This is a genomic window from Dinoroseobacter sp. S76, from assembly GCF_049801095.1.
Taxonomy (GTDB): domain Bacteria; phylum Pseudomonadota; class Alphaproteobacteria; order Rhodobacterales; family Rhodobacteraceae; genus Dinoroseobacter.
Genome location: NZ_JBNAGH010000003.1, coordinates 65,444 through 87,707 on the forward strand (window position 1 = coordinate 65,444; position 22,264 = coordinate 87,707).

General features: G+C 63.5%; 18 protein-coding genes. 11 read left to right on the plus strand and 7 right to left on the minus strand.

What is annotated here, in order from left to right:
- Positions 1–3: 3 nt before the first annotated feature.
- Entirely contained in the window at positions 4–906 is a 903-nt protein-coding gene (locus ACP153_RS09950) for an N-acetylmuramic acid 6-phosphate etherase (RefSeq protein WP_424970839.1), read from the minus strand.
- Positions 907–1,073: 167 nt separating this feature from the next.
- Here ACP153_RS09950 and ACP153_RS09955 point away from each other — a divergent pair, with 167 nt between their 5' ends.
- Genes ACP153_RS09955 through nagA form a run of 4 tightly spaced genes read left to right on the plus strand, consistent with a single transcriptional unit; the run spans position 1,074 to position 4,871 of the window.
- Positions 1,074–1,952 carry a BadF/BadG/BcrA/BcrD ATPase family protein gene (locus ACP153_RS09955; protein WP_424970840.1) on the plus strand — a complete coding sequence of 293 codons (879 nt, stop codon included), beginning with the start codon at positions 1,074–1,076 and terminating at the stop codon, positions 1,950–1,952.
- Entirely contained in the window at positions 1,949–2,698 is a 750-nt protein-coding gene (locus ACP153_RS09960; protein WP_424970841.1) for a GntR family transcriptional regulator, read from the plus strand. Before ACP153_RS09955 ends, ACP153_RS09960 begins: the two co-directional genes overlap by 4 nt.
- A gap of 17 nt (positions 2,699–2,715) precedes the next feature.
- Entirely contained in the window at positions 2,716–3,744 is a 1,029-nt protein-coding gene (locus tag ACP153_RS09965) for an SIS domain-containing protein (protein ID WP_424970842.1), read from the plus strand.
- A complete protein-coding gene (gene nagA, locus ACP153_RS09970) occupies positions 3,741–4,871 on the plus strand; it encodes an N-acetylglucosamine-6-phosphate deacetylase (protein ID WP_424970843.1) in 1,131 nt (376 codons plus the stop codon). The genes ACP153_RS09965 and nagA overlap by 4 nt, the downstream gene beginning before the upstream one ends.
- A 93-nt stretch (positions 4,872–4,964) precedes the next feature.
- Here the strand turns inward: nagA and ACP153_RS09975 are convergent, their stop codons facing one another.
- The 3 genes from ACP153_RS09975 to ACP153_RS09985 form a co-directional block, all read right to left on the minus strand.
- Entirely contained in the window at positions 4,965–5,456 is a 492-nt protein-coding gene (locus ACP153_RS09975) for a hypothetical protein (RefSeq protein ID WP_424970844.1), read from the minus strand.
- A 53-nt stretch (positions 5,457–5,509) separates the two neighbouring features.
- Entirely contained in the window at positions 5,510–7,096 is a 1,587-nt protein-coding gene (locus tag ACP153_RS09980) for a S8 family serine peptidase (protein ID WP_424970845.1), read from the minus strand.
- 197 nt (positions 7,097–7,293) lie between these two features.
- Positions 7,294–8,202 carry a hydrogen peroxide-inducible genes activator gene (locus ACP153_RS09985; protein ID WP_424970846.1) on the minus strand — a complete coding sequence of 303 codons (909 nt, stop codon included), beginning with the start codon at positions 8,200–8,202 and terminating at the stop codon, positions 7,294–7,296.
- Between the two features lie 104 nt (positions 8,203–8,306).
- Between ACP153_RS09985 and katG the strand changes: the two genes are divergently transcribed.
- The 7 genes from katG (at position 8,307) to mdoH (ending at position 20,705) form a co-directional block, all read left to right on the plus strand.
- Positions 8,307–10,484, plus strand: coding sequence for a catalase/peroxidase HPI (katG, locus tag ACP153_RS09990; RefSeq protein ID WP_424970847.1), 2,178 nt, complete (start codon positions 8,307–8,309; stop codon positions 10,482–10,484).
- Between the two features lie 1,249 nt (positions 10,485–11,733).
- On the plus strand, positions 11,734–13,332 hold the full coding sequence (locus ACP153_RS09995) for a thiamine pyrophosphate-binding protein (protein ID WP_424970848.1): 1,599 nt from the start codon (positions 11,734–11,736) through the stop codon (positions 13,330–13,332).
- Complete coding sequence (locus tag ACP153_RS10000; RefSeq protein ID WP_424971447.1) at positions 13,316–14,527, plus strand: CaiB/BaiF CoA transferase family protein; 1,212 nt, start codon at positions 13,316–13,318, stop codon at positions 14,525–14,527. The genes ACP153_RS09995 and ACP153_RS10000 overlap by 17 nt, the downstream gene beginning before the upstream one ends.
- Positions 14,528–14,633: 106 nt before the next feature.
- Positions 14,634–15,998, plus strand: coding sequence for a tetratricopeptide repeat protein (locus ACP153_RS10005; RefSeq protein WP_424970849.1), 1,365 nt, complete (start codon positions 14,634–14,636; stop codon positions 15,996–15,998).
- 15 nt (positions 15,999–16,013) lie between these two features.
- Entirely contained in the window at positions 16,014–17,288 is a 1,275-nt protein-coding gene (locus ACP153_RS10010; protein WP_424970850.1) for an OpgC family protein, read from the plus strand.
- Entirely contained in the window at positions 17,275–18,822 is a 1,548-nt protein-coding gene (locus tag ACP153_RS10015; RefSeq protein ID WP_424970851.1) for a glucan biosynthesis protein, read from the plus strand. The genes ACP153_RS10010 and ACP153_RS10015 overlap by 14 nt, the downstream gene beginning before the upstream one ends.
- Positions 18,819–20,705 carry a glucans biosynthesis glucosyltransferase MdoH gene (mdoH, locus tag ACP153_RS10020; RefSeq protein ID WP_424970852.1) on the plus strand — a complete coding sequence of 629 codons (1,887 nt, stop codon included), beginning with the start codon at positions 18,819–18,821 and terminating at the stop codon, positions 20,703–20,705. Before ACP153_RS10015 ends, mdoH begins: the two co-directional genes overlap by 4 nt.
- Here mdoH and ACP153_RS10025 read toward each other — a convergent pair.
- Genes ACP153_RS10025 through ACP153_RS10035 form a run of 3 tightly spaced genes read right to left on the minus strand, consistent with a single transcriptional unit; the run spans position 20,688 to position 22,255 of the window.
- Complete coding sequence (locus ACP153_RS10025) at positions 20,688–20,981, minus strand: hypothetical protein (RefSeq protein WP_424970853.1); 294 nt, start codon at positions 20,979–20,981, stop codon at positions 20,688–20,690. The genes mdoH and ACP153_RS10025 overlap by 18 nt on opposite strands.
- Positions 20,982–21,815, minus strand: a complete 834-nt coding sequence (locus ACP153_RS10030; RefSeq protein WP_424970854.1) for an alpha/beta hydrolase family esterase — start codon at positions 21,813–21,815, stop codon at positions 20,982–20,984. It abuts the gene before it with no gap.
- The gene (locus ACP153_RS10035; RefSeq protein ID WP_424970855.1) at positions 21,812–22,255 is read right to left on the minus strand and encodes a rhodanese-like domain-containing protein; all 444 of its coding nucleotides are present in this window, start codon (positions 22,253–22,255) and stop codon (positions 21,812–21,814) included. The genes ACP153_RS10030 and ACP153_RS10035 overlap by 4 nt, the downstream gene beginning before the upstream one ends.
- Positions 22,256–22,264: the final 9 nt, after the last annotated feature.

Genomic DNA, 22,264 nt, shown 5'->3' on the forward strand with positions numbered 1-22,264 from the left:
GAGTTACTCCCGTTGGATTGTTTCGTTGAGCCGCGCCAGGGCGGCGCGCAAGTTTCCTTCGGTCTCGCGAAGAAGAGCATGGGCCGCATCCGGGGCGCGCCCCAATGCGACGAGAACAGCGGTTTTGACCTGCCCCTCCGTGGTGTCGAGCGCCGCGCGCGCGGCGGCCTCGTCCACATCGGCGATCCGCGCGACCATCCCGGCGGCACGGGCGCGCAGCTTGATATTGTCCGCGCGCAGGTTGACCATCATGCCGTCATGCACATGGCCCAGATCCATCGCCATCAGGGTCGACAGCATGTTGAGCGCGATCTTCTGGGCCGTGCCCGCCCCCATCCGGGTCGACCCCGACAGAAGCTCGGGCGGCGTGGCCAGATGGATCGGGTGATCGGACTGCGCCAGCAGCGGGCAATCGGCATTGTTGGCGATCCCCACCACCGTCGCACCGGTGGCCCGGGCCAGCGCGATCGCCGCCAGGGTGAAGGGCGTGGTTCCGCTCGCCGAGACCGCAATCATCGTATCGCGGGGCGTCAGATCGGACAGAGCTGCGGCCAGACCGCCTGTGTCATCCTCGGTACCGCCGGGCATCTCGACCCCGTCGGGCAAGCCCCCGGCCATATGGATGCGCAGCTGCGCAGCGGGGATCGAAAAAGTGCCCCCCAACTCCTGCGCATCCGCTGCCGCCATGAGCCCAGAGGACCCGGCCGCCGTGTAATGCAGCATCCCGCCCGTGCGGATGGTCTGCGCCATGGCAGCGGCCGCCACCGCGATCTCGGGCGCAGCCTCCTGAACCGCGCGCGCAGCAGCCGCCTGCCCCTCCGCCAGAAGCGCCGCAGCCTCCGCCAGAGGTCGGGCATCCAAGCCCCCTGCGCTGGCGTGCAAAGCTTCGGTTCTGGCTGTGAGCATGCGATTCCCCCTGCAATTCCGATCAACATACCATTATAATACCTTTTGTCCAGAATTTCGTTTTCGTTAAGATATACAAGGAGAATTCGCCTGATAGGGTCCGATTTCTCGGCTTAGGTATGGTTTAGGCCTTTCTATTCCACAAAAGGTATTGTAATGGTATCTTCATGACACAGCCGAACGAAACCAATGTTCTTGCTATTGATGGCGGCGGCACGCGCTGCCGGATCGCGCTTGGCGCGGGCGATGACATCACAATGGTCGAAAGCGGGTCTGCCAATGTGTCGACGGATTTCGACGGCGGCGTGGCGCAGATCGAGACCGGTCTGCAGGCGCTCGCCGCGCAGCTCGGCACGACGACGGACAGCCTCAGCCCCCTCCCGACCTTTGTGGGGCTCGCGGGCGTCACGGGGCCGGAGATCGCCAATCGGCTGGAAGAGGCGCTGCCCTTTGCGACCCTCCACGTCTCGGACGACCGCCCCGCCGCCCTGCGCGGCGCTCTCGGTTCGGCGGATGGCGTGATTGCCCATTGCGGCACGGGCTCCTTCTACGGGGCGCAACGAGACCGGCGCATGCGGTTTTCAGGTGGCTGGGGACCGGTGCTTGGCGACGAAGCTTCCGCCCAATGGATCGGGCGCGCCGCACTGGCGCGGACCCTCGAAACCGTGGATGGACGCCGCCCCTCCTCCCGCCTCGCGGAGATCCTGCTCGCAGAACATGGCGGCGCGGCGGGCATCGTGCGTTTTGCGGGCGCAGCGCATCCTGCGGAATTCGGCCAATTGGCCCCCCGCGTGACGGCCCAGGCACGGGAGGGCGACAGCCTTGCGCGCGATATCATGACCGCAGGCGCGGCGGAGATTGCCCGCAGCCTGCCGCAGATCGGTTGGAAGGCGGGACAGACGATCTGCCTGACCGGCGGCATCGGACCCGAATTCGCCCCCTATCTGCCAGAGGCCCTGCGCGCCGCTCTTGCAGCGCCCACAGGCACCCCGCTCGACGGCGCCCTGTCCCTGGCCCGCGATCTCGCCCGCGGGGTCACCCCATGAGTGTGACGGAGTTTCTGCGCCCGGAAGGCTGGCTCGGAGAGACCGGCGGCCCGCGCTATGTGCAGCTGCGCCAGCGGCTCGAAACCGGGATCGAAAACGGCGTCCTGCCGCCCAACTCCTCCCTGCCGCCCGAGCGGGAAATCGCGGAGATCACCGAGCTCTCCCGCGTTACCGTTCGCAAGGCCATACAGGAGCTCGTGCGCGAAGGCCTGATCGAACAGCGGCAGGGCTCCGGCTCCTTCATCCGCGAGCCGATCAACCGGATGGAGCAATCGCTCTCGCACCTCACCTCCTTCACCGAGGACATGGCCCGGCGCGGGATGGACACCACCTCGCGCTGGCTGGAGCGTGGGGTCTTTCTGCCGACGCCTGCCGAGACCAAGGCGCTGGATCTGCCCGAGGGCGCGGAGGTGGCGCGGATCTACCGCCTGCGCGAGGCGGGCGAGCGGCCCATGGCGCTGGAACGCGCCTCGCTGCCACTGGATATCCTGCCCAATCCGCTCGAGGTCACCACATCGCTCTATGCGGTGCTCAGCCAGCGCGGGTTACGCCCGGTGCGGGCGGTGCAAAAGATCTCGGCGATCAATCTCGAAGCGCGGGAGGCGGATCTCCTCGGGGTCGCCGAAGGGGCGGCAGGCCTCTCCATCGCGCGCACCTCCTACCTCGCCAATGGGCGCGTCGCCGAGCTCACCCGCTCGCTCTATCGCGGCGATGCCTATGACTTCGTCGCCGAATTGCGCCTGTGATCGAAAGGCTTCCAGAGATGTCACCGGACCCAACCCTGATGCACCAAGAGGTGCGCGAAATCCCCCAAGCCGTGGACCGGCTTCTCAGTCAAGGCGGCGCTGCGATCCAGCGGGCAGCCAAGGACGCGCGCGCGGCGGATCCGCGCTATTTCATCTCGATCGCGCGGGGGTCTTCCGACCATGCCGCGAGCTATCTGAAATACGCCAGCGAGCTGCTGCTGGGGCGTCCCATGGCCTCGGTCGGCCCCTCCGTGAGCTCGATCTACGGCGTGACTCCGGAGGCGCGCGACGCGGTCGGGATCGCCGTGTCGCAATCGGGGCAGAGCCCGGACATCGTGCGCCTGACCAAGGCTCTGGGCGAGAGCGGCGCGCTGACCGTGGCGATCACCAATGACGCGACTTCGCGTCTGGCGCAGACTGCGCACGCGACCTTGCCGCTCCATGCGGGTCCGGAGCTCAGCGTGGCGGCGACCAAGACCTTCGTGACCTCGCTGGTGGCGGGGCTCTGGTTTCTGGCGGAGATCAAGCAGGACCCTGGCCTGATCGCCGCCATCCACGCCCTGCCAGAGGTTCTGGACCAAGCCACGCGGTGCGATTGGTCCGAGGCTGCCGCGGCCATGGACGGACGCTCGCTCTTTACCATTGGGCGGGGACCGTCCTGGGCGATCTCCAACGAGGCGGCGCTGAAGTTCAAGGAAACCTGCCTGATCCATGCCGAGAGCTATTCTTCGGCCGAAGTGCTCCATGGGCCTGTCTCGATCGTCGGAGGCGGCTTTCCGGTCATCGCCTTCGCGGCGCGCGACAAGGCCGAGGCGAGCCTTGCCGAGACCGCCGATGCGCTGGCCGAAAAGGGCGCGCGGGTCTTTGCGGTCACCGACCAGACCACGCGCGCGACACCCCTGCCCCATATCCGGACCGATCACTGGCTCTGCGATCCGATCCCCGCCATCGTGTCCTTCTATGCCATGGTCGAAACGGTCGCGCTGGCGCGGGGCATCAACCCGGACACGCCCCGGCACCTCAACAAGGTCACGGAAACCGTATGACGCATGGCACGCTGACATATCGCAATGGGCGGGTTTTCGATGGCGTGCGCCTGCTGGAGGGGCATGGGGTCCGCTTCGAGGACGGGCAGTTTGCGGCGCTCGCGCCGGAAAGCGCCCTGCCCCGCTCTGGCCCCGAGATCGATTTGGAAGGAGACATCCTCTTCCCGGGTTTTGTCGATCTGCAGGTAAATGGCGGCGATGGGATCCTGTTCAACGCGGCCCCCTCGCTGGATACCCTACGGCGGATGGCGACCGCTCATCGGAGCCTGGGCGTCACGGCCTTCCTGCCGACACTGATCACAGATACCGCCGACAAGACCGAAGCCGCCATCGCCACCACGGCGGAGGCGGTGCGCCTGGGCGTGCCGGGGATTGTCGGCCTGCATCTGGAAGGGCCGCACCTGTCAGTGGCGCGCAAGGGTGCCCATGATGGCGACTTGATCCGACAGATGGAGGAGGCAGATCTCGCGCGGCTCTGCGCCGCTGCCGAGGCGCTGCCCCTGCTCAAGATCACCGTGGCCCCGGAAAGCGTCACGGAGGATCAGGTTGCGACGCTTGCCGATGCGGGGGCGCTGATCTCCATCGGCCATACGGATGCGGATTACGAGACCTGTCGCCGCTACTTTGCCGCCGGCGCGCGTTGCGTCACACATCTCTTCAACGCCATGAGCCAGCTTGGCAATCGGGAGCCTGGGCTGGTCGGCGCGGCCCTGGCCAGTGGCGCTGTCTCCGCCGGGCTGATCGCGGACGCGGTGCATGTGCATCCCCAGACGATCCGCGCGGCATGGCAGGCCAAGTCCGGGCCCGGCCGGATCTTTCTGGTGAGCGATGCGATGGCGGTGGCCGGGTCGGATGCGACAGAGTTTGAGCTGGGCGGGCGCCGCATCACACGCAGGAACGGGGTGCTGACCCTGGCGGATGGGACCTTGGCGGGTGCGGATCTCGACCTCGCCACAGCGGTGCGGGTGATGGTGGAACAGGTGGGATTGGACCTCGCCGAGGCCCTAGCCGCCGCAACCCGGGTGCCTGCAGGGATGCTCGGGCTCCGATATGGGTTCACGCGCGCGTCGGAGGCTGTGCGACTGGCCCCGGATCTGTCCCGGGTGCGCCCGGCGCCTGCTGGGTGAAACGGCCTGCGTTAGCCCCCAGAGCGACGTCAGAGGCCTGACCGCAGCAGCCATTCTCGACCCCGCGCCTCGCGCAGCAGCACAACACGCGCATCACTCCCGCTGGAACCGCATGAGTACATCCTGCTCGGCAAACTCGACCTCCGGGTCCTCCCTGAGCCGACGCACGACCAGCTCCAGACGGTCCGCAGGCGACACCGGCGACACCGTCAACGCAGAAGGCCGCAGCTTGCTGCGCGACACCAGTGCAAGGCCACGATGGTCGAGCCACGCCCCGAGATCGGCCTCCGCCAACCCTTTCCCGAAAAGCAGGTTGATATGCCCTGTGGGCAGCAGCCTATGGCCCTCATTGTCCTCCAGCACCGGGAAAATCCGGCAGGTCTCGCCTGCCGCCTGCCGCAGCCGTTCCACCGCGACCTCCTCAGGGGCCTCGGCATCCTTGCTGCGGGCGAGATAGGCGCTGGAGAGATCTGGAACCCGCTCCACCACGAAATCCTCCGACGGAAAGAGCTGCCGCTCGGCTGCGTCATCGGCCTCGAAATAGACGAGGAATTCGCCCTGAACCGGTTTGCGCTGCGCGTCCATTGAACCGAACTCCTCCATTACCCGTTCCGTGTGGGTCTCTGATACATGGCGCGTCAGGCCTGCATCGCGGCAGCCACGGCCGCGCCCGCATTGATGCGCCCATAGCCATAGGCAGGGCTGTGCGGCGGCGCGCCCGTATAGCCCGTGCCGATCGGATCCGCGGTGTCCCGGAGGATCGCTTTGACTTGATCGACTGTCAAATGACTGGCCACCGACAGCATGAGTGCCGCCACCCCGGCCACGAGCGGCGTGGCCGAGGACGTGCCCCCGAAATCATTGGTGTGAAACCCGTCCGTGCCGCCATCCGCATGGGCGCCCAGATTGAAGCCGCGACGGTTGTAGCTGACATCCGTGGTCATGATCCCGCGCTGCCCACCGCTCGACGGGGCGGTCACCCAGACCTCGGGGCCCTGATTGGAATAGCCCGCGATCCGCGCCTGATCGGTCGTGGCGCCCACGGCGATGGTGCTCTCATCCGCCGCCGGATAGGCGACGCTGTGGCTGAACGAATTGCCCGTCGCAAAGAAGGAGGGTGTGCCGAGCACGCCGCGCTTCAACTCCGCCGAACCGCCTGCTGCATGGCGCAAGGCCTGGTTGATCAGCGCGCTGTCCGGGCCGCTCCAGGAGCAGGACAGGATATCGGCAAAGAGCGCCGCATAGGTGATCGCATCGGCCACGCGGCTCTCGGCCGCAAGAAAGTCCGCGTGGAAGATCTTTACCGGCAGGATGCTGCAGAACGGGGCCGCGCCGAACACCTTGCTCAGCCGCCCTGTGGAGGCAATCACCCCGGCACAGGGCGTGCCGTGAATGTCGTTACCCGGCATCTGGTCATAGGGATGTCGAAAGAGCTTCGGGCGCGGATTGTAATGCTCCGGATCGTCATTGTCGGCGATGTAGAAGTCCCGCCCGTTCACATCCCGGGGCTCGTCCGGATCCGGGCGGCGCAGGATGTTCTCACGCAGGTTGGGATGCTCCACATCAACGCCATCATCGAGCACGGCAACGACCACCTGTGGCGCCCCTTGGGTCATCTGCCAGGCGGCGCGAATATCCACATCGGCCGCCGGATCATGGCTCTGACCCGACTGGTGGTTGAGATGCCATTGGAAGCGTGAGGGCACCGGAGCCGCACGGCGCGGAAACTCCGACACGAAATTCGGCGAGGCGGTTTCCACTTCCTCCAACTGCATCAGGTCATTCGAAACCTCGACCGTCTTCTGCGCCATGGTGCTGCGCTTGGGATCTGTCACCACGAAACGATTGGGGTTGAAGCCGGACCGCCGGCGTACCTCAAGGCCGTATTTCTCCAGAATGGCCTTGCGGGTCGCAGCCTCGGCGCCTTCGGTGAACTCGACCACGATCTCCTTGTAGACCACCCGGAGCAATTGGCTGTCCCTCTCCCGGAACAGGGCGGGCCGCACCCGGTCGGCGGCGGCTCTGGCCTCGCTGCCCTCCTCGACGAGGCGACGGCCATGGGGCATCTCGAAATGGGAATGGGCGGCGTTGTTGATCAGCTCGCTCAGGCGCGCGGAATCCTCTCCGACGCTCACCCCGAACTCGCGCCCATGGCGCCCGGTCCCGCCCACATCGTCAAGCTCTTCGAGATCGACGGCCTTCTCCTTGGTGACGTTCAGTCTCATGGGTGTCTCCAATGCATAAATCAATGGCGCAATAGAAGAACGCGGGCGCGCGCATCGCAAGCGTTTCGTGCCCGAGCGGAGTCTTTGGGCGAAGGATCGGCGGGCGGTCGGCGCTGCGCTGCGCGGCGCGGCGCGGCGCGGCGCGGATGATCCGTGGGGTGCTTGTGCGCAACCACCCTGGCCCGCGACGCAATTGCCTATAGCGTCTTGCTCAACTGCGCCTGCCCCACCTGACGGACCACCGCGCCGAGCCCCATGAGCTGCTTTTCCAGCGGATTGGTCTTGCGCCAGATCATGCCGATGGTGCGTGTCGGGCGGTCCTTTTCAAACCGGTCCACGGCGACCGTTGTGCCCTGGGTTTCCAGCCGCAAGGCCATTTGCGGGATCAGGGTCAGCCCGAGCCCCGCATCCACCATCTGGACCAGGGTCGAGAGGGAGGACCCCTCCATCAACAACGTCGGCGCGCTTTTCCGGAAATCGCAGAAGGACAAGGCCTGATCGCGGAAGCAATGCCCCTCCTCCAGCAGCAGGAGCTTCATGTTCTGCAACCGGTGCGGCTCCGGCACAGGCTTTGACGCATCCTTCTGGTTCCGGACGAGCACGAATTCTTCGTCAAAGAGCGCAAACTCCCGAAGAGCCGGTTCTGAGACAGGCAGGGCCGCGACGATGAAATCCAGCCGCGACTGCAGAAGATCCTCCAGCAGCGATTGGGTGATCGATTCCCGCGGATGCAGCTCGAGATCGGGGAATTTCTCGGAGAGCGCGCTGATGATCTTGGGCAAAAGATACGGCGCGACGGTCGGAATGATCCCCATCTTCAATGTCCCCGACAGGGGCCCGTCAGAGAGACGCGCGAGCTCGGACATCTCTTCCACATCCGTGAGCACCTTGCGGGCGCGCACCAGAAACTCCTCGCCCAGCGTGGTCAGCCGGATCTGCCGCGCCGTGCGCTCCACCAGGGGCGCGCCCAACATCGATTCGAGTTCCTTGATCTGGGCCGACAAGGCGGGCTGCGAGATGGAGCAGGCTTCCGCCGCGCGCCCGAAATGTCCAAGACGCGCCAGAGCGTCGAAGTACCTGAAATGCTTGAGCGTGAAGTTGATCATAGGCTGTAGTTATCAGAACCAAAATTATTTCCAATTGGAAACTATGGAAACGCAAGGTTAGGTCAGAGCCATAAGGTTAACCGAGACAATTCCAGGAGAGACCTATGGACGGTAACAGAATGCCAGGCCTCGGCGGCTGCCCCGTGAACCACGGTGGCAACACGTCGATGGAAAAGCCGGTGACGAAGTGGTGGCCCAACGCCCTCAACCTCGACATCCTGCACCAGCACGGGGCCCGGACCAATCCGATGGACCCGGACTACAACCATCGTGACGCCGTCAAAGGCCTCGATCACGCGGCGGTCAAGGCCGACGTCAAAGCCCTGATGACCGAGAGCCAGGACTGGTGGCCTGCGGATTGGGGTCACTATGGCGGCCTGATGATCCGTCTGGCATGGCACTCCGCCGGCTCCTACCGGATGCAGGACGGCCGCGGCGGCGCAGGCTCGGGCAATATCCGCTTCGCGCCCCTGAACTCCTGGCCGGACAATGCGAGCCTCGACAAGGCGCGTCGTCTGCTCTGGCCGGTGAAGAAGAAATACGGCAATGCCCTCTCCTGGGCCGACCTGATCATCCTCGCGGGCAACATGGCCTATGAATCCATGGGCTTCAAAACCTTCGGCTTCGGCTTTGGCCGCGAAGACATCTGGGGACCCGAGACGGATGTGTATTGGGGCTCCGAAGGGGAATGGCTGGCCAAATCCGAGAACCGCTATAGCGATATCGACGAGGCCTCGACCCTCGAGAACCCGCTGGCGGCGGTCCATATGGGCCTGATCTACGTGAACCCCGAGGGGATCAACGGTCAGCCCAACCCGGCGCATACGGCGCTGCATGTGCGCGAGACCTTTGCGCGGATGGCCATGAATGATGAAGAGACCGCAGCGCTGACCTGCGGTGGTCACACGGTCGGCAAGGCTCATGGCGGTCTGGCAGGCGACAATATCGGCGTGGAGCCCGAGGCCGGTGGTCTCGAGAACCAGGGCTTTGGCTGGACGAACCCCGATCAGGGCGGCACTGCGACCAAGGCCTTCACCTCCGGGATCGAAGGCGCCTGGACCAAGAACCCGATCCAGTTCGACATGGGCTATTTCGACTACCTGTTCGGCTATGAGTGGGAGCTGAAGAAGTCCCCCGCAGGCGCCTGGCAGTGGGAACCCGTCGACATGCCGGACAGCGAAAAGCCGACGCTGGCGGGCGGCGAAGAGGGTCATGGCCGCGCCATGATGACCGATGCCGACATGGCCATGAAGGTCGACCCGATCTACAATGAGATCTGCCAGCGCTTCCGCGCAGATCCGGAGTATTTCAAGGACACCTTCGCCCGCGCCTGGTTCAAGCTGACCCACCGCGATATGGGCCCCCGCGCCAACTATTACGGCCCGGATGTGCCCTCCGAGGACCTGATCTGGCAGGATCCGATTCCGGCGGGCCCCACGGGCTACGACGTGGCAGCGCTGAAGGACAAGATCGCGAGCAGCGGGCTCACCTCCGCCGAGCTGATCGCCACCGCCTGGGACAGCGCGCGGACCTTCCGCGGCTCGGACAAGCGCGGCGGCGCCAATGGTGCACGGATCCGTCTGGCGCCGCAAAAGGACTGGGCCGGCAATGAGCCGGACCGTCTGGCCAAGGTGCTCGGCATCCTCGAGCCGATTGCAGCAGAGGCAGGCGCTTCGGTGGCCGATGTGATCGTTCTGGCGGGCAATGTCGGCCTCGAGCAGGCGATCAAGGCCGGTGGCCATGCGGTTGACGTGCCCTTCACCCCGGGCCGCGGCGATGCCACGGATGATCAGACCGATGCGGACAGCTTCGAGGTTCTGGAGCCCGTCGCCGATGGGTTCCGCAACTGGCAGAAGGACGACTATGCCGTCTCCGCCGAAGAGATGATGCTCGACCGGGCACAGCTCATGGGTCTGACGGCGGCGGATATGACCGTCCTGCTCGGAGGCCTGCGCGTTCTGGGAACCAACCACGCGGGCAACAAGTATGGCGTGTTCACGGACCGCGAAGGCGCGCTGACCACGGACTTCTTCGTCAACCTGACGGATATGGCCAACAGCTGGCACGCGCTGGATGACGGCACCTATGAACTCCGCGACCGGGCCACGGGCGAGATCAAGTGGACCGCGACCAGCGCGGATCTGGTCTTCGGCTCCAACTCGGTGCTGCGCTCCTATGCGGAAGTCTACGCCCAGGACGACAATGCCGCGAAGTTCGCCAAGGACTTCGTGGCGGCCTGGACCAAGGTCATGAACGCAGATCGCTTCGATCTGGTTGCCTAAAACAACCTATGCCGGGCGGCCCAACGCCGTCCGGCATTTTCCATCGCGTGTTTCACCAAATCACGCGCGCAGTGCTTCCAGCTGTGAATAGCAACCGCCTCGGCAACACAGGTTGCAGCGGAAAACGCGACACAACCAGAACGCCTGTCGGCTCTCGCTGCTCTGACGCAAATCACATGGTGGTCGGGCAAACCCAGATGCTTGCCAACCGAATCTCACGTGAGCCGAGCGAAGGCCAAGAAGACTGAAGACACGGTCCAGAGGTCAGCGCGAACCTTCTGCCTCCCCCGGACATTCAACAAACGCCTTGCACACCGAACCGCAAAACCCAGGTCGGTCTTCGATTTAACGATGGAATTGAGATCGGTCGAAAGTGGTACTGCTGGAGCACCTTCAAAACAAGCAGTCACAGATCCCGCCGAGCGCCCAGTAGGTCCAAGAAAGCCCCTGTAGTCTGTTGTTTGTGACAAATGGTGTTCCCGCTGGTGATCACGGCTTGCCAAGAGTGCGCTCGCCGCGAATGAGGCTGAGGTGAGGGTGTGCGGAACTCGGAGGAATCACCCCATGCAAGGCAAGTTGCGGATGCACCAGAACCCGAGATGCGTGGCCCAGACGAGGATCGGTACGGCCGGCAGCGCGCTGGCGATGTCAAACGGCTATACCGAATGGGCGGGGGCACTTCGCCCGGTCCATCCAAAGGAAACACAAACGCCCTCAAAAACGGCCTTCGCACACGCAAGGCCAAACAAACATGATAGGAACTGGCGTCACTCGAGCGCATGATGGCTAGGCTCTTCAAAGACCTTGAAGTTTAAGACTTGAGATCAGGATCCGTCGATCTCCGGTGGTAGGCGCAAGTCAACGTTCGAAGCGCGCGGAGGGAGCATGTTCGACCTCGTCTGTCTGACCAAAGTAGAGATAGCGCGTCTGCGGTTTCAATTTCCCAAATCCCACGGCAGTCCAAGCGCTCAAATTCGACGGTCGGACACCATTCCCCAACAGAATTTCTGACGAGAACCACCACGCCAGAGCTTAAGACTCTTGCGATCTCCACGCGGCCGCCCAACACGGAAACCCAACTAGACGACTCCAGATCACACCGGCCTCAAACGAAACAATTCGCGCGTTACAGGTGACCCTAACGTTTTGCTCCGCAATTCTAACGAATTCGTGGGGTGGCTTGTGCTGGTATGACCCCTTGGTGCACGTAACGCGACATCGCGCCTGCAACCAAGGAAGTGGATCAGCCATGCGTGCTGCAGATGTTGTCGCAAAACGTCTCTATGAACAGGGATGTCGCTGGGCCTTTGGGATGCCTGGGGGTGAGGTGCTCACCCTTTTGGATGCGCTGGACCGCGCGGGGATCACCTTCGTGATGTGCCGCCATGAAAATGCGGCTGGCTTTATGGCCGAGGCCACCTACCACCGGACAGGGGTCCCGGGGATCTTGCTGGCGACCGTCGGGCCCGGCGCGCTGAACGGCATAAACGTCGTGGAAAATGCGCGCCAGGACCGCGTGCCGCTGGTTGTCCTGACGGGCTGTGTCGATGCCGATGTGGCTCAGGTTTACACCCATCAAGTGCTGGATCAGCCGCAGGTCTTTCGTCCGATCACGAAGGCCAGCTTTACTCTGAACGCGGGCGCGGCCCATGTGATCATCGACAAGGCCCTTGGCATTGCCACCGAAGGCCGCCCCGGCCCAGTTCATATTGATGTGCCCATTTCGGTGGCGGAGGCAAAGGCAAGCGGCGAAGGCGTGCTGCGCCCTGAGGCCTTGCCCGCTGTGCCGACCGGACCTGCATTGGACATCGCGAAGACCGCGCTGGCCGAGGCCAAGCGCCCGCTGATCATCACCGGTCTTGACGTTCTGTCCGAAGAGGGCGCGGCGTGCGTGACCAAGGCTGCAGAGATGCTGCAGGCGCCGGTCATCACCAGCTACAAGGCAAAGGGGTTGATCCCGGAGGACCATCCGCTCGCGCTCGGTGGCGCAGGCCTGTCGCCGAAGGCAGACAAGGCCCTCTTGCCATTGATTGCCGAAGCGGACGTGATCTTGTGCATCGGCTATGATCCGATTGAGATGCGGCAGGGCTGGACAAATCCGTGGGATCCGGCCGCCCAGGTGGTCATTGATGTCACGGCGGTCCCCAACACCCACTACATGCACCACGCGACGCACAACATCATCGGGGACCCGATTGAGACGGTGCGGGTGCTTTTGCCCCAGACGCCCTTGCCCGGCTGGGATAGCGACGCCGCAGAGAGGGCGCGCATCACGCTGCGAGAGGGGTTTGCTCCGGCAGAGACTTGGGGGCCCGGTCAAGCCATCGCGATCTGCCAGGAGGTGTTGCCCGACGACACGCTGATCACCGCCGACAGTGGCGCGCATCGGATTTTGCTGAGCCAGATGTGGACCTGTCGCTTTCCCCGCGCGCTGACGCAGTCTTCGGGGTTTTGCACGATGGGCTGCGCGGTGCCGCTGGCGATTGGCGCAAAGCTGGTCGAGCGGGATCGCACAGTGGTGTCCTTCTCCGGCGATGCCGGGTTCCTGATGGTGGTGGGCGAATTGGCGACCGCGGCGGAACAAGGGATTGCGCCGATCTTCGTGGTCTTTGTCGATGCGTCTCTGGCGTTGATCGAGTTGAAGCAACGCGGGCGGCAAATGAAGAATGTCGGCGTGGACTTTGATCGCCCGGACGTTGCTGCCGTGGGCAGAGCCTTTGGTGGCAATGGCGTCTCCGTGTCCGACGCAGAAGCGTTGCGCGCAGCGCTCCACGCCGCCATCGAGGCCGACACCTTCTCCGTCATTGCGGTGGAAATCGACAAGAGAGCCTATGATGGCACATTCTGAGACCCCAAAAGCGTTGGATGGGGTTCTGGTTCTGGACCTCTCACGCATTCTGGCGGGGCCGACCGCGACGCAAATGCTGGGCGATCTGGGCGCGACGGTGATCAAGATCGAAAACCCCAAAAGCGGGGGAGATGACACGCGCCGTTGGGGGCCGCCCTATGTCGAGACACCTGATGGCAAGTCTGATCTGAGCGCGTATTTCCTCGCGGCCAATCGCAACAAGTTCTCGGTTGCCGCCGATCTTTCGACGCCAGAGGGGCAGGCTCTCGTAAAACAGATCGCGTCACAGGCCGATATCCTGGTCGAGAATTACAAACCCGGCGGGTTGGCAAAATACGGGCTCGACTATCCGAGCTTGGCCGCCCTCAACCCGCGATTGGTCTATTGCTCGATCTCGGGGTTTGGTCAGACCGGACCGAACAAGGACCGGCCAGGCTATGATCTGATGGCGCAGGGCTTTGGCGGGATCATGTCGATCACCGGCGATCCGGACGGGCCGCCCACAAAGGTGGGCGTCGGGATCGCGGATGTCATGTGCGGGATGTATGCCACGATCGGCATTCTCGCAGCACTTCGGCACGCCGAGGCGACGGGGGAAGGCCAGCAAATAGACCTCGCGCTGGTCGACAGTCAGATGGCCTGGTTGATCAACGAAGGCACCAATACGCTGGCCTCGGGCCGTGAGCCTGTACGCCGGGGCAACGCCCATCCCAACATTGTACCCTACGATGTTTTTGCGACGGCGGACGGTCATATCATCCTTGCGGTGGGCAATGACGGTCAGTTTCAGGCCTTTTGTAACGCTATGCAGCGTGAGGATCTCGGTGCCGATCCGGATTTTGAAACAAATCTGCTGCGCATCGCGCACCGTGAGCGGCTGACACAGGCAATTTCTGCAACATTTGCCGCGCTTCCCTCGGAGGAGATCCTAAAGCGTTTGCACGCAGCCGGCGTGCCCGCCGGCCCGATTCACACAATCCAGCAAGCCCTTTCATCGGACCAGGCCAAAGCGCGTGGCGCGGTCGTTCCTGTAAGCGCAGCAACGGTTTCTGGCCAGGTGGAGCTCTTGGGAAACCCGCTCAAATTCTCAAAAACGCCGGTGCACTACGCGAAGGCTCCGCCGCGATTTGGTCAAGACACAGGCGCCGTCGACACGCTGCTGTCGAAGCACAGAAAACGCGGGAAATCACAATAATCTCAACTGTGTTCACACTCTCTCGTGGTCACGGACAGGTGATGGGTCAACAGGCGTGAGCGTGAGCTATGCCGGTGCTGCCGAAGTGATTGTGAAAGGCCCCGGGATGCAAACAGACCTGAGTACGAGCCGTGTGAGCTTGGATGACAAGACCGCTCTTGAGCATTGGAATGGTGTCATTCATGGCGTCCTGTGTCACGGCAGTGCGACAGGGGATCATCTCGATGCCTTGATCGCGCGCGCGCCTGATTTTGCCATGGCGCATGCGATGAAAGGGCTCGCCTGTTTGATGCTGGGACGGCGCGAGCTGATCAGCGTCGCGGAAGAGGCCAAGGACACGGCGAACGCAGCCTTGGCGCAGGGCGGCGCGACCAAGCGGGAACGGCTCTGGTGTTTGGCCTTGGAAGACTGGCTTGCCGGCCAGCCCTCCAGATCCATCGCGCGGATGGAAGAGGCGCTGCGCCTGAACCCGGCTGATACGATCAGCATGAAACTGTCCCATGGCATCCGCTTCATGCTGGGCGATCATCTCGGCATGCTGCGTTCGGTTGAGCGGACGATTGCGGCCTATGACGAAAACCACCCCCTGTATGGCTACGCCCTCGGCTGCCGTGCCTTCGCTCTCGAAGAGGTCGGGCGCTACGCAGAGGCGGAACAGACCGGGCGGCGCGGGCTAGACTTTGCCCGCGATGATGCGTGGGGCCTTCACGCGGTGGCCCATGTCTATGACATGACCCATCTCACAGGTCAGGGGATCGCGCTGATCGATAATTTCCCCGATGCCTGGTCGCATTGTAACAACTTCCGCTTCCATGTCTGGTGGCACAAAGCGCTTCTGCATCTGGACAAGGGCGAGATCGACACGGTTCTGGACCTCTACGACACCAAGATCCGCAATGAGAAGACCGATGATTATCGGGACTTCTCGAATGCCAGCTCCCTTTTGGTGCGGTTGCAACTCGAAGGGATCAATGTGGGCGATCGTTGGGACGAACTCTCTGCCCTCGCAAAGAAACGCAGCGATGACGGCTGCCTCACCTTTGCGGATATGCACTACATGCTCGCGCTGATGGGAGACACGTCGGAAGCGGGCGCCGCGCGTCTGACCAAGCGGGTGATCGCTGCGGCAAAGACCGACGATGATGTCGGGTGCGTCATGGCCATGCCGGGGGTCTCGCTCTCGCAAGGGCTCGAAGCCTTTGGGGAGGCCGACTATGTCGGCGCCTTTGCCCATCTCAGTGCCGCGCAAACGAAGTTTCAGGTCATGGGGGGCAGCCATGCCCAACGCGACGTGTTCGAGCGTCTGACCATCGAAGCAGGGCTGCGCGCCGGTCGCCTGGATGAGACCGAACGGTTGCTCAAGGCGCGCACGGCGCTGCGCGGACACCGCGAGGACAGTTTCGCAGCCACACGCATGGCGCGGATCTCGGATCTGCGCTCCGGTGACCCCTTGATGACTGCTGCCGAGTAAGCGCGCCCCAAGACCATGACTTCCACTGATGCATTTTCCATGTCCGCTGTGTCGGCTCCCCAGGCTGTGACCGCGCCGCGCCCCAAGAAAGAACGCGATCTGCGTCTGGATTTCTTCCGGGGCATTGCGATGTTCATCATTCTGTTTGCGCACACGCCCGGAAATCCATGGACGCTCTGGATCCCCGCCCGCTGGGGATTTTCCGACGCGACAGAGATGTTTGTCTTTTGCTCCGGCATGGCGAGCGCCATCGCCTTTGGCGCGACCTTTGATCGGGCCGGGATCTTCTTGGGGTCGATGCGCGTCGCCTACCGCATCTGGCAGGTCTATTGGGCGCATGTGGGGCTGTTTTTTGCGACCGTCGCGCTGATGGTCTTTCTGACCGATCTCGATATCACGTCGCGAAACTACTGGGGCAACCTGAACCTCTGGATGCTCTTTGTCGAAAGCGAGATGTGGGACAATCCCAACATTCTGTTCAGCTTTATGACCCTGCAATGGGTGCCGAACCTGTTCGACATCCTGCCAATGTACATGGTTATCCTGGCGATGATGCCGGTCGTCATCATGCTGGCACGGGTGCACTTTGGGCTGGTTGTGGCGGCAAGCCTTTTGATGTGGCTGCTCGCGCAGCGCAGCCTGACCGAAGCCTTTGGGCTGCCCTACCTGAACTTCACCGCAGAGCCGTGGCTGGGCAATGACAATTGGCAGCGCCGCTGGTTCCTGAACCCGTTCGGCTGGCAGCTGATCTTCTTCACGGGCTTTGCCTTCATGCGCGGCTGGTTGCCCAAACCGCCGGTGACCGCCTGGCTGATTGCGCTGGCGGCGGCCCTTGTTCTGATCAACATCCCGTTCTCCAACATTGGCGTGCGCGAGTTTGACTTTGAATTTGCCCGCGAGTGGCGGAGCGCGCACCGTCAATGGTTCTCGAAGACAGACTTCGGCGTCTTGCGCTTTGTACAGTTCCTGGCGCTGGCTTATCTGGCCTGGGTGATCGCCGGGGACAAAGGCGCGCGCATCCGCGCCACGGCCAGCACACTCGGTCGGCTCTGGGCGCCGATCCTGGCGCTCCTGCTGAAGGTCGGACAGCAATCGCTGGCGGTCTTCGTGGTCTCGATCATCGTAGGTCGTTTCAACGGTGTCGTGCTGGATCTTGTTGGCCGGAGCGCGATGACCGTCTTGCTCGTCAATCTCTTTGGCATGGCGCTTCTCGTGGCCACCGCCTATCTCGCCAGCTGGATGAAGTCCCAGCCTTGGCGCGTGAAGGGGGGCGTCAATGCTGCGGCGTGAGTTTGTCAGCGGTCTCGCGGCTCTGGTCGCCTCGCCCGTCTTTGCGCAAGACAGCAGCGCGGCGGCAGCCGCAGTTGAACCCGGTCTTCAACTGGTGGATGGGGACGGCACCCCGTTTGGGTCCGACACCGTGCTCGACATGGCGCGAAAGCTGGCCGCCTCACCTTACGTGCCGCCCGCGCGCATCCCCGACGACTGGACCAAGATCGAGTACGAAGACTACGTGTCGATCTGGTTTGATGCGCGCAACGCGCTTTGGAATGGCAAAGCGGACACGCCCTTGCGGCTCGATGTCTTTTCGCCAGGGCTGTATTTTCCGACCCCTGTCGGCATCCATATCGTCGAAGATGGCGCCGCGCGCCCTCTGGCCTTTGATTTTGACGTCTTCGACAAGACCGATAAATTCCCCGACCTGCCCGTCGATGACACGCTGGGGTATTCCGGCCTGCGCCTGCGCGCGGAGCTTGAAAAACCCGGCATCTATCAGGAATTCGCAGTCTTTCAGGGCGCGAGTTACTTTCGGGCCATTGGGACAGGCGATATCTACGGCCTTTCGGCCCGGGGCTTGGCGATCGATACCGCCTCAACTGCGGGCGAGGAGTTCCCCGAGTTCCGGTCGTTCTGGGTCGAGAAGCCAGCGCCGGGATCCAGCACCTTTGTCGTCCATGCCTTGCTCGACAGCCCCAGCGCCGCAGGCGCATACCGGTTCGAGATCACCCATGGCCAGCCACAAGTGATGGAGATCACGGCGCATATCTTGCCGCGCCGCGATCTGAGCAATGTGGGCCTTGGCTGTCTGACGTCGATGTTCCAATACGACCAGACCAATCGCAATCGGTTCTCGGACTGGCGACCGGCCGTTCACGACAGTGACGGCCTGTTGATCAACAACGGCGCGGGCGAGACCATCTGGCGGCCACTGGCCAATCCCAAAACTCTGCAAATCAGCGCCTTTTTGGACAACAATCCCAAAGGGTTTGGCCTCATGCAGCGCGCACGGGAGTATCGCGATTTCGCCGATCTGCAAGCGCTTTACCACCGCCGGCCCTGTGGCTGGGTGGAGCCCATGGGCGATTGGGGCGCAGGGTCGGTCATCCTGGTTGAGATCCCGACACCGTCGGAGGTCTTTGACAATATCGTCTGCTACTGGCGCCCCAAAGAGGGGCTCGCCGCCGGGTCCGAGACGGTGTATCAATACCGGCTGACATGGGGTGCTGAGTGTTCTTACGGGGCTGGTCTGAGCGTTCTGAACACCATGATCGGCTCGGGCTTCGACAATCACGGGATCGTCGTTGCCATCGATTTTGAGAATGGCGTCAACGTGCCAGAAGACCTCACGGAGCTCGACATTCGGATCAACGCCAGCGCGGGCGCGCATTCCAATGGCATCGTGCAGCGGAACCCTGAGACGGGCGGTCCGCGGCTGGCCTTCACCTTCCACCCCGCCGATGAAACGCTGATCGAGTTTCGAGCCCAGCTCTACCACGCGGGCGCGCCGCTGACAGAAGTCTGGCTCTATCGGTGGACGGCATGACGCCTTACGCGGCCGCCATGATGCCCCCGCGCGCACCGCTGGAGATGCGCCCGCAAAGTTTTGGCAAGGTCGCCGCCCCGCCACGCGGCGTGGCGCAGGGACGCGGGAGGCAAAACTGGCTTTGGCGGGCGGCGGCCTTTTTGCCCACGGCCATCGTGGCGACCGTGATCTGCTCTTACGCGGCGGATCACCTTGCGCAAGGCGGCGTCTCAGTCATCGAGGCCATGGCCTTGGGCGTAATCGTGTTGAGCACGGTCTGGCTCTTTTTCGCGGTCTCTTCGGCGTGCCTCGGCATGGTCCGTTATGCCATCCAACGGGACGTGAAACTGGCCCGGGAAGACATCCCGACACAGACCATCGCGCTGCTGCTCCCCATCTATAACGAGACGCCTTGGGACGTGTTCGGCAATGCCTCCGCCATGATGCGCGACCTACAGCGAAGCCAGGGCGACAGCTTCAGTCTCTTCATCCTGAGCGACACCCAAAGCCCCGAGATTGCCGCACTTGAAGAGCGCGCCTTTGCGCGGCTTCAGGCCGAGTTCTGTGGCGCCGCACCCGTCTATTACCGCCGCAGACGGCACAACACCTCCAAGAAGGTCGGCAACATCACCGATTGGATTGAAAACTGGGGGGCCGACTACGACGCCATGCTCGTGCTGGATGCTGACAGCCTGATGAGCGGTCAGGCCATCCGCGAGTTGGCCGACGCGCTGGCCTCTGATCCCGATGCCGGGCTGATCCAGAGCCGTCCGGTGCTGATCGGGGCGGAGACGCTCTTTGGGCGTGTTCAGCAATTCGCAAATACCGCCTATGGCTGGCTTATCGCGGAGGGCGTCGCAAGCTGGTCGCAGGATGAGGGCAACTACTGGGGCCATAACGCGATCATTCGCACCCGTGCCTTTGCCGAAAGCTCCCGCTTGCCGCATCTTCGGAGCCTGCGGGGCAAGGATCAGTTGATCATGAGCCACGATTTCATCGAAGCCGCGATGCTCCGCCGCGCGGGCTGGCGGGTGCGTTTGCTGCCGCGTGTGGCGGGATCCTATGAGGAAACGCCGCTGACCTTGATCGACTACTCGCTCCGGGATCGGCGCTGGTGTCTGGGCAATATGCAGCATTTGCGCATTCTGGCGGCGCGCGGTTTCCACCCAATTTCGCGCCTGCATTTGTTGCAAGGGGCCTTGGCGTTTCTGATGTCGCCAGCGTGGCTGGCCGCGCTGGTGCTCTGGGCGCTGGTGGGGGTGCCGGAGAGCGGAGCGGCGCCCGAGTATTTCTCGCTGGCACACCCGCATCAGGTGATTTGGCCCGAGGCGACAGATCAACGTCTGGGCTGGTTCTTTTTGCTCTTTGTCTACGGGATGCTGCTCTTTCCCAAGCTCATTGGTGCCGCGCTTTATGGCATGCGGACGCGGACGCGCGTGGCCTATGGCTCGGGCCTCGTCTATGTCAGCACGATCTGTTTCGAGCTGTTTTTGTCCGTGCTCTATGCGCCGATCACGATGATCCAGCATACAATTGCCACGGCGCGTGCGCTTGTGGGGTGGTCGTCCGGTTGGACGCCGCAGAACCGCACAAACGTCTCATATGGCTGGATGGAGACCTTGCGCTTTCACTGGGTCGAGACCGTTCTGGGCCTGGTCCTCCTGGCCGGGGTGGTCGCGGGTCAGATCTCGGCCCTGATCCTGCTCGTCGCGGTGTCTTTGGCAGGCGCTGTGCCACTGTCAAAGCTCAGCGGGATGCGGGTGGCCAATGCGACGTCGCGCACGCTGCGGCTCGACACGCCTCTCTCCCTGCGCGAGCCCGCGATTGTGCTGAGCGCGCGGGCCGAGCGCGCCAAGTTCCGGGCGACGCTGACGGAGCAGCCGACGTCAATCGCGGCGGAGTGAGGCGCGCAGCACCATCGCTGCGCCAAGCGCCAAGAGAGGCAGCGCAAAGGCGCGGTAGGTGATCTGCACGTTGAAGCCCAGATAGGACAGGAGGGACCCGTTGAAGAGTAGCAGGCTCTCTTCGATGCTGGCACCTTCAAACCCTGACGCCGCGTTGACGCCGAACTGCAGGACAAACAGCATGGCGGCCGCCGCGAGATACCCGATCACGCCCCATCTCAGTGGGATTGCAAAGGCGAGGCCAAGCGCCAGTACCGACATGCCAGCAACCAACATCTAGTCCAACCCTTCAAACCAATCGACAACGAGGTCGGGCCATGTCGCTGGGACCTGGTGTCCACCGGGAAAGATGGCCAACTCCAGCGCCGTGCCGGGATCGCACCTGTCCCAGGCCCGCCGCATATAGGGCCCGTCGGTGACAAAGCGATCGGCGCGCAGATGCACGCAGCCATTGGTTTCACGCCAGATTCGCAGGGCATGAAAAATATCACCCTGCGCAAAAGCTTGTGGGTCGGTGATCGGCACGCGATTCACGACCCGACCCTCCAGGGGTACGGTTGTGTCAGTCCAACCATGGGTATGGATCATGCGCACCGGGCCCGCGCAGTCCTCGGGGTGCGGGCGCCAGAAGTTGCCACCGATAGGGGCGTAGGCGGCAAAGGCATCCGGGGACAGGCACGCCGCATAAGCCGCCATCGATCCGCCGATTGAGAAACCGCCGAGGATGACGCGGCTCGGTGGCAGGTCAAAACGGGCAACGGCGTCGCCCTTCACGGCCTCGAGAAAGGCCACTTCCTCCGCTTGCGAAGGCGATGTGGGATGGAACCTCCAGGATCGGCCATTGCGTCCTTCGCGCGGAACGCCATCGGGTGCGATCACAGCATAGCCTCGCGCGAGAAATCCATCGACAACCCGAGCGTTGCGCAACGCGCCTTGGCCTGAGCCCCCCCACCCATGCAGATACATGAGGGCCCCAATCGGGGCGCTCTCTTGTGGCATGGCGATGTAGTAATTTCGTGCGTCGACGGCGCATGGCGTATCCTGGGAGCACGCATCGGACGTGGTGCCAGTCAGGCCGAGCAACGCTGAAACGGCGAGGGCTCGGATCATGGTTGCATGACTGGCAGGCCGCGCTTGAGCCAGCCGGGGCCTGCGAGAGAGCCCAGCATGCCCTCGGGCACGTCGATGATCGAGGTGATCCCGGCCGCCTCGAACATGCGCGTGACGCGCGCCGACCGCACACCCCGCATGCAGATCACGGCCACGGGCTGGGCGGGTGTGGCGCGTGCAGCCAGAACAGCCTCGAGAAAATCGTCGCGGCGCATGTCAATGCCGATGGACCCTTGGGGCATCCCCGTTGCGTCCCATTCATCCGGGCGACGTATATCCACCAACAGGATCTCGCCCGACAACGCTGCTTCCAGCGCCTCGGGCGGAGACAGGACACGCGCAGTGTCAGCGCGCGCCAGATAGACTGTGCCAAAGGCCGCCGCCCCGCTCACCAGGGTGAGACCCCCAAGGATGAGGCAGGACCGGCGGGAAACCATCATGGCACGAAC

Bases quoted from the DNA above. Each gene is read 5' to 3' on its own strand.
- ACP153_RS09950 (WP_424970839.1), bottom strand. From the start codon at position 906: ATGCTCACAGCCAGAACCGAAGCTTTGCACGCCAGCGCAGGGGGCTTG.
- ACP153_RS09955 (WP_424970840.1), top strand. From the start codon at position 1,074: ATGACACAGCCGAACGAAACCAATGTTCTTGCTATTGATGGCGGCGGC.
- ACP153_RS09960 (WP_424970841.1), top strand. From the start codon at position 1,949: ATGAGTGTGACGGAGTTTCTGCGCCCGGAAGGCTGGCTCGGAGAGACC.
- ACP153_RS09965 (WP_424970842.1), top strand. From the start codon at position 2,716: ATGTCACCGGACCCAACCCTGATGCACCAAGAGGTGCGCGAAATCCCC.
- nagA (WP_424970843.1), top strand. From the start codon at position 3,741: ATGACGCATGGCACGCTGACATATCGCAATGGGCGGGTTTTCGATGGC.
- ACP153_RS09975 (WP_424970844.1), bottom strand. From the start codon at position 5,456: ATGGACGCGCAGCGCAAACCGGTTCAGGGCGAATTCCTCGTCTATTTC.
- ACP153_RS09980 (WP_424970845.1), bottom strand. From the start codon at position 7,096: ATGAGACTGAACGTCACCAAGGAGAAGGCCGTCGATCTCGAAGAGCTT.
- ACP153_RS09985 (WP_424970846.1), bottom strand. From the start codon at position 8,202: ATGATCAACTTCACGCTCAAGCATTTCAGGTACTTCGACGCTCTGGCG.
- katG (WP_424970847.1), top strand. From the start codon at position 8,307: ATGGACGGTAACAGAATGCCAGGCCTCGGCGGCTGCCCCGTGAACCAC.
- ACP153_RS09995 (WP_424970848.1), top strand. From the start codon at position 11,734: ATGCGTGCTGCAGATGTTGTCGCAAAACGTCTCTATGAACAGGGATGT.
- ACP153_RS10000 (WP_424971447.1), top strand. From the start codon at position 13,316: ATGATGGCACATTCTGAGACCCCAAAAGCGTTGGATGGGGTTCTGGTT.
- ACP153_RS10005 (WP_424970849.1), top strand. From the start codon at position 14,634: ATGCAAACAGACCTGAGTACGAGCCGTGTGAGCTTGGATGACAAGACC.
- ACP153_RS10010 (WP_424970850.1), top strand. From the start codon at position 16,014: ATGACTTCCACTGATGCATTTTCCATGTCCGCTGTGTCGGCTCCCCAG.
- ACP153_RS10015 (WP_424970851.1), top strand. From the start codon at position 17,275: ATGCTGCGGCGTGAGTTTGTCAGCGGTCTCGCGGCTCTGGTCGCCTCG.
- mdoH (WP_424970852.1), top strand. From the start codon at position 18,819: ATGACGCCTTACGCGGCCGCCATGATGCCCCCGCGCGCACCGCTGGAG.
- ACP153_RS10025 (WP_424970853.1), bottom strand. From the start codon at position 20,981: ATGTTGGTTGCTGGCATGTCGGTACTGGCGCTTGGCCTCGCCTTTGCA.
- ACP153_RS10030 (WP_424970854.1), bottom strand. From the start codon at position 21,815: ATGATCCGAGCCCTCGCCGTTTCAGCGTTGCTCGGCCTGACTGGCACC.
- ACP153_RS10035 (WP_424970855.1), bottom strand. From the start codon at position 22,255: ATGATGGTTTCCCGCCGGTCCTGCCTCATCCTTGGGGGTCTCACCCTG.